The organism is Rubrivivax benzoatilyticus JA2 = ATCC BAA-35 (assembly GCF_000190375.1).
Taxonomy (GTDB): Bacteria; Pseudomonadota; Gammaproteobacteria; order Burkholderiales; family Burkholderiaceae_C; genus Rubrivivax; species Rubrivivax benzoatilyticus.
Genome location: NZ_AEWG01000004.1, coordinates 23,358 through 34,628, shown reverse-complemented (window position 1 = coordinate 34,628; position 11,271 = coordinate 23,358). Strand labels below are relative to the sequence as shown.

The 11,271-nt window shown below is 73.7% G+C and carries 7 protein-coding genes and 2 pseudogenes; 3 read left to right on the top strand and 6 right to left on the bottom strand.

Going from position 1 to position 11,271, the window contains the following annotated elements:
- Positions 1 to 235 precede the first annotated feature (235 nt).
- Positions 236 to 748, bottom strand: a complete 513-nt coding sequence (locus RBXJA2T_RS00390) for an Lrp/AsnC family transcriptional regulator (RefSeq protein WP_009855322.1) — start codon at positions 746 to 748, stop codon at positions 236 to 238.
- A 94-nt stretch (positions 749 to 842) separates the two neighbouring features.
- Here RBXJA2T_RS00390 and RBXJA2T_RS00385 point away from each other — a divergent pair, with 94 nt between their 5' ends.
- The 3 genes and pseudogenes from RBXJA2T_RS00385 to RBXJA2T_RS20590 all read left to right on the top strand — a co-directional run bounded on the left by RBXJA2T_RS00385 (position 843) and on the right by RBXJA2T_RS20590 (position 4,459).
- Positions 843 to 2,039, top strand: coding sequence for an amidohydrolase (locus RBXJA2T_RS00385; RefSeq protein WP_009855321.1), 1,197 nt, complete (start codon positions 843 to 845; stop codon positions 2,037 to 2,039).
- Positions 2,036 to 3,196, top strand: a pseudogene (locus RBXJA2T_RS20595) (diaminopropionate ammonia-lyase); the annotation flags it as partial. The gene RBXJA2T_RS00385 and the pseudogene RBXJA2T_RS20595, both read left to right, overlap by 4 nt.
- A gap of 33 nt (positions 3,197 to 3,229) precedes the next feature.
- Entirely contained in the window at positions 3,230 to 4,459 is a 1,230-nt protein-coding gene (locus RBXJA2T_RS20590; RefSeq protein WP_237704837.1) for a M20 family metallo-hydrolase, read from the top strand.
- A 19-nt stretch (positions 4,460 to 4,478) separates the two neighbouring features.
- On the opposite strand, the gene pta is transcribed toward RBXJA2T_RS20590, so the two are convergent.
- From pta to RBXJA2T_RS00360, 5 genes and pseudogenes are all read right to left on the bottom strand, one after another.
- Positions 4,479 to 6,539, bottom strand: coding sequence for a phosphate acetyltransferase (gene pta / locus RBXJA2T_RS00375; protein WP_009855319.1), 2,061 nt, complete (start codon positions 6,537 to 6,539; stop codon positions 4,479 to 4,481).
- A complete protein-coding gene (locus RBXJA2T_RS00370) occupies positions 6,539 to 7,762 on the bottom strand; it encodes an acetate/propionate family kinase (protein WP_009855318.1) in 1,224 nt (407 codons plus the stop codon). Before RBXJA2T_RS00370 ends, pta begins: the two co-directional genes overlap by 1 nt.
- Before the next feature lie 280 nt (positions 7,763 to 8,042).
- Positions 8,043 to 8,363, bottom strand: a complete 321-nt coding sequence (gene sugE, locus RBXJA2T_RS00365) for a quaternary ammonium compound efflux SMR transporter SugE (RefSeq protein ID WP_009855317.1) — start codon at positions 8,361 to 8,363, stop codon at positions 8,043 to 8,045.
- 89 nt (positions 8,364 to 8,452) lie between these two features.
- Positions 8,453 to 8,873: pseudogene (locus tag RBXJA2T_RS20995) on the bottom strand (FMN-binding negative transcriptional regulator); the annotation flags it as partial.
- Between the two features lie 75 nt (positions 8,874 to 8,948).
- A complete protein-coding gene (locus RBXJA2T_RS00360) occupies positions 8,949 to 11,264 on the bottom strand; it encodes a VWA domain-containing protein (protein ID WP_009855315.1) in 2,316 nt (771 codons plus the stop codon).
- Between the last annotated feature and the right edge of the window lie 7 nt (positions 11,265 to 11,271).

Here is an 11,271-nt window from a genome sequence, read left to right as displayed (position 1 = left end):
CGGTCGGGGGCGGCGGCGATCTCGACGCAGGCGGCCAGGCGCGCGTCGGGCGTCTGGGCGACGGCGGCGGCACAGGCGCAGAGCAGCGGCACGGGCAGGAGGCGGACGGACATGGACGGTCAGGCGAGGTGTCGAGGCGGCGCAGCTTAAAGCCCGCGCGGCATGCCGGCGACGGCGCATGCAAGGCCGGGGCCATGGCCGCCGGCGCCGCGATCGTGCGTGCGGTGCGGGCGCCTCAGCCGGAGGCGGCCGGCCGCAGCGGCACGCGGGTCTCGAACTTCGAGCAGTGCATCGCGAAGGTGCTCTTGAAGTTGCGCACGTTGTGGTGCGACGCGAAGGCGGCGCGCGTGAACGCGTGGTACTCCTGCATCGACGCCGCGGTGACGACGAGCAGGAAGTCGAACTCGCCCGAGACCTCGTAACAGGCCTGCACCGCCGGCTCGGCCGCCATGCGCTGCTCGAACTGGCGCAGCAGCGCATCGTTCTGGCGGTCCAGCTCGACCGAGACGAAAGCCGTCAGCGGCCGGCCGACCCGCTGGCGGTCGACGATCGCCACCTGGCGCAGCAGCACGCCCGAGGCGCGCATCGCGGCGATGCGGCGCTGGCAGGTCGCCGGCGACGAGCCGACCCGGGCCGCCAGCGTGCGCATCGGCAGCGTGGCGTCGTCCTGCAGCAGGTCGAGCAGGCGCAGGTCGAGCGCGTCCAGCGCGACGGCAGCGGTGTTCGTCTCGTCAGGCAGCGGTTTCATGAGACGACGATAGCAGCGAGGCACGCTGAATCGAGCTTCTGTCCCGCCGCGGCGCCCCAACAATGACGGCCACCGCTGCCACCGCCGCACGCCGATGAACCATGCCTCACCCGCCCCCGACGCCGAAACCACCTGGCGCCGCTGGCGCCACGACTTCCACCGTTTCCCCGAGACCGGCTTCGACGAACACCGCAGCGCCGAGCGTGTCGCGCAGGTGCTCTCGCTGCTGGGCGTCGAGGTCGAACGCGGCATCGGCGGCACCGGCGTCGTCGGCACGCTGCGCCGTGGCCACGGGCCGGGCATCGTCGCGCTGCGCGCCGACATGGACGCGCTGGCGATCACCGAGCACGCGCCGGGCCGTGACTACGCGTCGCAACACGCCGGCCGCATGCACGCCTGCGGCCACGACGGCCACATGGCGATGCTGCTGGCGGCGGCGCAGCTGCTGGCCGAAGGCGGCGGCTTCGACGGCACGGTGCGTTTCGTCTTCCAGCCCGCCGAGGAGCACGGCCGCGGCGCCGCGGCGATGCTGGCCGACGGGCTGCTGGAGCGCTTTCCGTTCGACGAGATCTACGGCGTGCACAACATGCCGGGGCTGCCGGCGGGGCAGATCGCCACACGCGTCGGCGGCCTGATGGCCAGCGAGGACAACTTCGTCATCCGCGTGCACGGCCGCGGCGGCCACGCGGCGCGGCCGCATCAGCTGGTCGACCCGCTCGTCGTCGGCGCCGAGATCGTGCTGGCGCTGCAGACCGTCGTCGCACGATCGGTGGACCCGCAGCAGCCGGCGGTGCTGTCGTGCACCGAGTTCCACACCGACGGCATCCGCAACGCGGTGCCGTCCGAGGTGGTGATCAAAGGCGACACGCGCAGCTACGCGCCGGAGGTCCAGGCGCTGCTGGAGCGCCGCATCCGCGAGCTGGCCGACGGCATCGCACACGCCCACGGCGCGCGCTGCGAGGTCGAGTACACGCACGAGTTCGCGCCGACGATCAACCACGCCGCGCCGGTGGCCGCGGCGCTGGAAGCCGCGCGCCGCGTCGTCGCGGCCGCACAGATCGACGACGACACGCCGCCGGTGATGGCATCCGAGGACTTCGGCCGTTTCCTGCTGCACCGCCCCGGCGCTTTCGTCTTCCTCGGCAACGGCGCCGGCGCCGAGCCCGGCGCGACGCCGCTGCACAACGCCGGCTACGACTTCAACGACGCGCTGCTGCCCGTCGGCGCACGCTGGTTCGCCGAACTGGTGCGCCTGCGCCTGCCCGCCCACGCCTCCGAGACCCGCCCGTGATCGTCCACAACCCGCAGGCCACGCGCCGCCCTTACGACGCCGAACTCGCCGCCCTGCTGAACGCCGACCAGGCCCGCGCCGCCCGCGAAGCGCTGGCCCACTGGCCGCTGCTGGCGCGCCAGCCGACACCGCTGTGGTCCCTGCCCGGCCGCGCCACCGCGCTGGGCCTGGCCGCCGTCGACCTGAAGGACGAGAGCCGGCGTTCGCCGCTGGCCAGCTTCAAGGCGCTGGGTGCGCCGTATGCGCTGCTGCGCCTGGTGCAGCGCCGCTTCGACGGCACCGGGTGGAACGCCGCCGACCTGTTCGCCGGACGACACGCCGCCGCACTCGCCGGCTTCACCGTCATCGCCGCGACCGACGGCAACCACGGCCGTGCACTCGCCGCCGCGGCGCAGAGCCTGGGCTGCCGCTGCGTCATCGTGCTGCACGCCCAGGTGAGCCGCGAGCGTGAAGACGCGATCGCCGCCTTCGGCGCCGAGATCGTGCGCATCGCCGGCGACTACGACGATTCGGTCGTCGAAGCCGCGCGCCTGGCCGCGGCCAACGGCTGGGAGGTCGTCTCCGACACCTCGTACGAAGGTTACGAAGCCGTGCCGCGCGACGTGATGCAGGGCTACGCCGTCATCGCCGACGAGGTGCTGGAGCTGGTGGGCACGCCCTACACCCACGTCGTGCTGCAAGGCGGCGTCGGCGGGCTGGCCGCCGGGATCGTCAGCCGGCTGTGGCAAGCCGCCGGTGCGGCGCGGCCGCGGTTCATCGTCGTCGAACCCGAGCAGGCCGACTGCCTGCTGCAGAGCGCACTCGCCGGCCGTCCGACCCGCGCCAGCGGCAGCACCGACTCGCTGATGGCCGGGCTGGCTTGCGGCGAACCGTCGCCGCTGGCCTGGCGTTTCCTCGCGCCGGCGGTCGACACCTTCATGACCGTGCCCGACGAGGCCGCCGCGCAGGCGATGCGCGAGCTGGCCGACGGCGCGCACGGCGACCTGCCGCTGGTCGGCGGCGAGTCGGGTGTCGCCGGGCTGGCGGCGCTGCAGGCGCTGTGCGCCGACCCGGCGGTGCGTGAGCGGCTGGGGCTGGACCGCCACGCCCGTGTGCTGCTGATCAACAGCGAAGGTGCGACCGCGCCGGGTGTCTACGCCGGGCTCGTCGGCCGCGATGCGCACGAGGTGCTCGCCGCGCAGCAGGAACGTCTGGTGCGCGACGGCATCGCCGCCGACCGTCTCGTGGCGCGGCTGGCCGAACACGCCGAGATCGGCGCCACGCCCGACGGCGGCGTCTGCCGCCTGGCGCTGAGCGACGCCGACCGCGCCGGCCGCGACCGCCTCGTCGCCTGGATGCACGAGCTGGGGCTCACGGTGCAGGTCGACCGCATCGGCAACGTCTTCGGCACGCGCGCCGGCAGCGAACCCGGCGCGGCGCCGGTGATGACCGGCTCGCACCTCGACACGGTCGCCACCGGCGGGCGTTACGACGGCGTCTACGGCGTGATGGCGGCGCTGGAGGCCGTGCGCCGGCTCGACGAGCTCGCCGTCACGACGCGCCGGCCGATCGTCGTCGCCGCGTTCACCAACGAAGAAGGCGTGCGTTACCAGCCCGACATGATGGGTTCGCTGGTGCACGCCGGCGGCCTGGCGCTGCCCGACGCGCTGGACACCGTCGGCATCGACGGCACGCGCCTGGGCGACGAGCTGGTGCGCATCGGCTACGCCGGCGATCTGGCGGTCGGTGCCATCCGCCCGCACGCCTTCGTCGAGCTGCACATCGAACAAGGCCCGGTGCTGGAAGCCGAAGGCCTGGCCATCGGCGCCGTCGCCGATCTGCAGGGCATCTCCTGGCAGGAGATCACCGTCGAGGGCCAGTCCAACCACGCCGGCACGACGCCGATGCGGCTGCGCCGCGACGCCGGTGCCGCGGCGGCCGAGATCGTGGTCTTCGTGCGTGAGCTGGCGCTGCGTTTCGGCGAACCGCAGGTCGCCACCGTCGGCCGGCTGCGCCTGCACCCGGACCTGATCAACGTGATCCCGGCGCGTGCGACGCTGACGGTGGACCTGCGCCACACCGACGAAGCCAAGCTGCAGCAGGCCGAAGCCGAACTCGCGGCGTTTCTCGAACGCCTGGCGGCCGAACGCGGCCTGACGGTGAAGTCGCGCCGGCTGGCGCGTTTCGAGCCGGTGGTCTTCGACCAGCGCCTGGTGCGCACGATCGAAGCCGCCGCCGCAGCGCGCGGTTACGGCGTGCGCCGCATGACGTCCGGCGCCGGCCACGACGCGCAGATGATGGCGCGCATCGGCCCGGCGGCGATGATCTTCGTGCCCAGCGCCGGCGGCCTGAGCCACAACCCGCGTGAACACACGCCGGCCGAACAGCTCGCGCAGGGTGCGAACGTGCTGCTCGACGTGCTGCGGCGGCTGGCCGGCTGATGCCGGCCAGCGCGCGCGATCAGGCCGTCACGGCCTGGATCGCGGTCAGCGCGATCGTGTAGACGATGTCGTCGACGAGCGCGCCGCGCGACAGGTCGTTCACCGGCTTGCGCAGGCCCTGCAGCATCGGGCCGACCGAGACCACGCCGGCCGAGCGCTGCACCGCCTTGTAGGTCGTGTTGCCGGTGTTGAGGTCCGGGAACACGAACACGTTGGCGCGGCCGGCCACCGGCGAGTTCGGGGCCTTCTGGCGGCCCACGCTCTCCACCGAGGCGGCGTCGTACTGCATCGGGCCGTCGATGGCCAGCTGCGGGCGGCGCTCGCGCACGATGCGCGTCGCCTCGCGGACCTTGTCGACGTCGGCGCCGGTGCCCGAGGACCCCGTCGAGTACGAGATCATCGCCACACGCGGCTCGATGCCGAAGGCGGCGGCGCTGTCGGCCGACTGCATCGCGATCTCGGCCAGCTCCTCGGCGCTCGGATCGGGGTTGATCGCGCAGTCGCCGTAGACCAGCACCTGGTCGGGCATCAGCATGAAGAACACCGACGAGACGATCGACGAACCCGGCGCGGTCTTGATCAGCTGCAGCGCCGGGCGCACCGTGCTCGCCGTCGTGTGCACCGCACCCGAGACGAGGCCGTCGACGTCGCCGGTGGCCAGCATCATCGTGCCGAGCACGACGGTGTCCTCCAGCTGCATCGCCGCCTGGCCCGGGGTCAGGCCCTTGGACTTGCGCAGCTCGACCATCGGCGCGACGTAGCGCTCGCGCACCACGTCCGGGTCGAGGATCTCGACCGTGTCGGGCAGCTCGATGCCGTGCAGCGTGGCCGCAGCGCGCACCGCGTCGGGCGCGCCCAGCAGCACGCAGCGCGCGATGCCCTTGCGCGCGCAGATCGCGGCGGCGGCCAGCGTGCGCGGCTCGTCGCCCTCGGGCAGCACGATGCGCTTGTGCGCCGCACGCGCCTCGCGGATCAGCGCGTGGCGGAACATCGGCGGCGTCATCGTCGCCGAGCGCGGCACCGCCGCGGCCACGGCCAGCACCGAGACGTCGAGGTGGTCGGCGGCGTGCTCGACCAGGCGCTCCATGCGCTCCAGGTCGTCGGGGCGCACGCGCCGGTCGAGGCTGGCCAGGCGGGTGGCGGCCTCGAAGGTCTGCAGCTCGGTGCGCAGGATGTTCAGGCCGGCGCGGCGCGGCTCGAGGAAGCTCTTCAGCTCGGGCGCGAGCTGCTCGCCGCAGGTCAGCAGCACGCCGGCGATCGGCATGCCGGTGGCCTTGGCGAAGCTGGTGGTCAGCACGACGTCGGCGCGGTCGCCCGGCGTGACGACCAGCGTGCCCGGGCCCAGGCGCACGACCAGGTGCTCGGGGCTGCGCGCCGCGACGACGACGTTCTGCAGCCGCGCGCCGGCCAGGTCGCCGGCCTCGACGATCTCGAAGCCCAGCTCCTCGACGACGTCGGCCATGCGCGGCGCGGCCAGCGACGGCTCGTCGGGCACGACGCCGAGCACCGGCGCGGCGGTGTCGGGCACCTCGTCCAGCCCGGCCGGGGCGCGCGAGACGACGACGCCCATCGGCGCCGCGCCGTCGCGGCCGAAGCGGTGGGTGACGTCGGCGATGCGGTCGGCCAGCGTCGGGCCGCCGTCGACGCTGCCCGGCACCACCGGCACGATCTCGGCGCGCAGCGCCTTGGCGACGGCCAGGTCCAGGTCGGCGACGAGCGGGTGGCCGTCGTCCAGCGTCGCGCCTTCGACGACGACGACGTCGGCCGTCTCGGCCACGGCGTGCACCAGCGCGACGACGTCCTCGAGCAGGGTGTCGAGTTCGCCGGAGCGTGTCATCGCCTCGGCGGTGTCCATCGGCAGCGCGGCCGGCGTGTCCAGGCCGAACAGGCGGCGCGCGAAGCCGACCGAACGGTCCTCGCCGTCGCGGCCGACGCCGGGGTCGGCGATCGGCTTGACGAAGCCGGCGCGCACGCCGGCGGCCTGCAGCGCGCGCACGAAACCGAGCGCGACCGAGGACACGCCGACGCCCGGGGCGGTCGGCACGACATAGACCAGGCGGGTATGGCGGGGGCTCTGCATCACGCCACCTCCGCAGCCGAGGCCGACAGGCCGAAGGCGATGGCCGCCGTGTCGCGCGCGATCGTGCCCTCCTCGTCGGTGGGCACGACGATCGCCGCCGGCCGGTGCGAGCGGCTGATGACGGCGCAGGCGCCGCCGCGCGTGACGTCGTTGCGTTCGGGGTCGAGGTCCAGGCCGAAGATCGCCAGGCGCTCGAGCACCTTGGCGCGCACGTGGGCCGAGTTCTCGCCGATGCCGCCGGTGAAGACCAGCGCGTCCAGGCGCGGCAGCGACGCGGCCAGCGCGCCGACGGTGCGCGCGATGCGGTAGCAGAACACGTCCAGCGCGAGCTGCGCGCCCTCGTGGCCGGCGGCCGCGGCCTGCTCCAGCGTGCGGCAGTCGTTGGACAGCTCGGACAGGCCCAGCAGGCCGCTCTTCTTGTTGATCATCGTGTCGACGGCGTCGAGGTCGAGCCCGGCGCGGCGGGCGATGTACAGCAGCGCGCCGGCGTCGACGTCGCCGCAGCGCGTGCCCATGACGAGGCCCTCGACCGGCGTCAGCCCCATCGAGGTGTCGACGCTGCGGCCGTTGCGCACCGCGGTGGCCGAGGCGCCGTTGCCCAGGTGCAGCACGACGAGCGCGTTGTCGGTCGGGTCGAGCTCCAGGCGCTCGATGGCGCGCTGCGACACGCAGCGGTGCGAGGTGCCGTGGAAGCCGTAGCGGCGCACGCCGTAGTCGCGGCGGTACTGCTGCGGCAGCGCGTAGAGGTAGGCCTCGGGCGCCATCGTCTGGTGGAAGGCGGTGTCGAACACCGCCACCTGGCGCGCCGCCGGCAGCGCGGCCATCGCCGCGCGGATGCCGATCAGGTTGGCCGGGTTGTGCAGCGGCGCCAGCTCGGCGCAGGCCTCGATGTCGGCCAGCACTTCGGCGCTGACCTCGGCCGACTGCGTGAAACGTTCGCCGCCGTGCACGACGCGGTGGCCGACGGCGGCCACACGTTCGAGCAGGCCGCGAGCGGCCAGGAAGGCGAGCAGCGCGTCCAGCGCCTCGCGGTGGCCGCCGCCGGCCAGCGGCGTGACGGTGCGTTCGCCGTCGGCGTCGAAACGGATGCGCGCGTCAGGCGAGTCCAGGCACTCGGCCAGGCCGCCGAGCAGGGCTTCGGGTTCGCGCGGGTCGTAGAGCGCGAACTTCAGGGACGAGGAGCCGCAGTTCACGACCAGGGTGAGCGGCGAGGAGATGGGCATCGGAAGTCTTTCGGACAGGAACCAGCAGACCCGCCCCCGCGAAGGGGCGGAACTCGAATCGTGCTGATCGCCTGCTGGGAAGGGCGCCCATCTCGGGACTGACTCGCGGCATGACGACACTCCTGTCTGCCTGCGGGCGAACCGGGATCAAGTTGCGGGCCCACGTAAACCCGCATTCCGGCAGCCCCGATATATAACCTGTCCGAGGCCGGCGCGGAATGGGCGCCGGGGGTGGATACGTCAAGCGATGACGATTCAGGCGCACTCCGTGCGCCGCCGTTCAGGCCGGGCTGGCGAGCTTGAGCCCGACGATGCCGGCGACGATGAGCCCCAGGCTGGCCAGCCGCCCGGCGCTGGCCGGCTCGCCGAAGAGCACGATGCCCAGCAGCGCCGTGCCGACCGCGCCGACGCCGACCCAGACCGCGTAGGACGTGCCCACCGGCAGCGACTTCATCGCCACGCCCAGCAGCAGCACGCTGACCGTCATCGCCGCCAGCGTGAGCACGCTGGGCAGCGGCCGCGTGAAACCCTCGGTGTACTTCAGCCCGATGGCCCAGGCCACCTCGAACAGACCGGCAACGACGAGCAGAACCCACGCCATGCGACTCTCCTGAACAGAACAGAACAGAACGGAGGCCCCGGGCGGCGCCCGCGGCGAGGCGCCGATGATCCACCGGGAGGCGGCCGCGCGGGCCGCGGCTCGGCGGCCTCGTGGCGGCGCGTGAGGCGGCCGACAAGCCCGCGCACGAGACGTTCGTCGTCCTGCACCACCAGCCGGCCGTGCGCGTGCACCACCTCGTAGTTCCAGCTGGGCACCTGACGGTGCGCCTCGTGCTTGCCGGGATACCAGTTGGGTGAGATGCAAGCCTGGGCGCCGCGGAAGACGACCATCACCTCGCAGCCCGCGGCACGCTGCCACAGCGGGTTGGCGCGCGCCACGTGCGCCGTCAGCGTGCCGTGCGGGCCGGCAGCGGCGTCCAGCTCGAACGGCAGGTGGTCGGCGTCCAGCCCGCCGTCGCCGTGCATGACCAGCATGCCCAGCGGGTGCTCACGGATCACGCGCTGCAGCGCGGCGGGGTCACGGACGGTGAAGGGGGGGCGGGAGGTACATGGGGCGGCGCCTGGGCGGGAGGGGGCAAGGTGATGATGCCGTTGTGGCGAACGGCATGGGACTCGGCCCCCCGCATCACCGTGCCAGCCCCGCGTAGAGCTGCGGCAGCCGCTCGGGCAGGCGCTCGACGCGGTCCAGCACGAGGTAGTTGCGCTGGCCGAAGATGCGGGCGACGTACGGGTCGGCACGCGGGTCGAGCGTCAGGCAGAAGGGCCTGATGCCCTGGGCGACCAGGCCCTCGACCGCCTGCCTGGCGTCCAGGCGCAGGTAGAGCGGGTCGCGCACGTCGATGTCGGCCGGCTCGCCGTCGGTGACCACGAGCAGCAGCTTGCGCGTCGCGCGCACGCGCGCCAGCTGCTGCCCCGCGTGGCGCAGCGCCGCGCCCATGCGCGTCGACCAGCGGCCCTCCATGCCGGCCAGCCGCGCCTTGGCGAGATCGCCCCAGGGTTGCGCGAAGTCCTTGTAGCGCTGGTAGAAGACCTTGTGCCGCCCGTCGGAGCAGAAGCCGTGCAGCGCGAAGGCGTCGCCGACGGTGTCGATCGCCTCGCCGAGCAGCACGGTCGCCGCGCGGGTCAGCTCCAGCACCGTGTAGTCCTGGCCGGCGACCGGGTCGCGGGTCGACTCGGACAGGTCCAGCAGCACCAGCACGGCGATGTCGCGGGTCTTGCGCAGCGAACGGGTCATCACGCGCGGGTCGGGCGCCTTGCCCAGCCGCAGGTCGACCTGCGCCCGGATCGCCGCCTCCAGATCGATCGTGTCGCCGTCCTCCAGCTTGCGCACACGCTGCACGCCCTGCGGCTGCAGCGCCTCCAGCAGGTGCTTCAGGCGCCGGGTCAGCGGGCGGTGGGCCTCGATGATCCGCTCGACCACCGCGAGGTCTCCGAGCCGCGGACGCTTCTCGTGCACGGTGGTCCACAGCGGGCGGCTGAGCTGGAGCTGGTAGTCGAACTCGTCGTAGTGGCAGGGCTCGGCGACCGGCTCGCGGCCCTCGCGGGCGTTGTACGAGACGCCGTCGTCGTCGAAGAGCTCGCTGGCGCAAACCCAGACCTCCTGGGCGTCCTCGCCGGCGGTCTCGACCTCGACCTCGTTGACCATCTCCGAGACGCTGACGTAGCGGCGCCGCTGCGGCGCGTGCAGCGCGTCGGCGAAAGCCGGGGCGGCACGCGTCTCGTCGTCGGCCCACAGATAGCGGTTGTCGTCGCGGTACGGGACGGCCAGCGCGTCGCGGTGAGGCGAGAACGCCAGGCCGAGGCGCACGATCTCCGCCGCCAGCGCGAGACCGAGCTCGCGCGAGACGGCGTGGCTGTCCAGGGCGGCGGCGGCAAAACGCGTGCGGGTCCAGGCGACGAGGGCGTCGCCATCGCCGTCGGCCGCGTCGGGATCGAGCAGCGCCCGGGCGATGCGCCCGAGGCGATCGGCGACGCCGCCCCCCTGCGCGTCAGGGCGGTGGAACTGCCCCCACAGCGCCTTCAGCCGCGGGAACCGCCGGATCGCCAGCGCCTCGACACGCGCGTCCTCGATCAGGCCGACGCAGGCCCGCTGCAGCGCCGACCAGCCGTCGTCGTCGAGGCGCGCCGCCGTCGCCACGACGTGCGCCGCGCCGTGCGCCGCGGCCGCCCGGTACAGCTCCAGCCCGGGCACGCCGTGCCAGTCGTCGCAGGCGTCGGGCAGGTGCAGGAAGAAGTCGGCGATGAAGGGCCGCAGGCCTTCGCGCGTCTCGAAGTCGCCGGCACTCGGGCGGATGAGGAAGTCGCGCGCCCACAGCGCGCGCAGGTACATGCCCAGGCGCCGCTGCACGTCGACGAGCAGCGTGCCCTTGCGCTCCTTCTGCAGCACGGCCTGCGACTCCGCCGAGGCGAGGCTGAAGTAGCGCAGCTGTTCGGCGAAATCGCTGCGGTGCGCCTGCGCGCCCCACAGCGCCCAGCGGCGCAGCCCGCCCAGCGTGAGCACGCCCAGCAGCTCGTCGAGATGCCCGAGCATCGGGCGCAGGCCGCGCGGCGCCTGCGCGAGCAGGACGTCGAGCAGCTGCAGGTAGTCGCGGAACAGTTCGGCGTCGCCCAGGCGACGGGCCGCCGTCGGCGCGGTGGCGACGATCTGCTCGATGACCGCGCCCGAGGTCCGCGAGGCGAACAGCAGGCAGTGCTGGACGAACTCGGGCAGCAGATCCTCGCCGAGCTCGCGCGCTACCGCCGGCACGTCGGCCGTCCACGCGGCGACGACACCGCTGCCGCGGCCCACGCGCTGCAGCGCCAGCGCGCCCTTCAGCCAGTTGTCGAGCCCGCGCGGGCTGAGCGCCCGCCGCGCCTCGGGCCAGGCGGCGGCGACGAGCTGCCGTTCGTGGGCCGGCAGCTCGTCGAGCAGAGCCTGATGCTCCGCGAGATTGGACCCCATGTCGCGC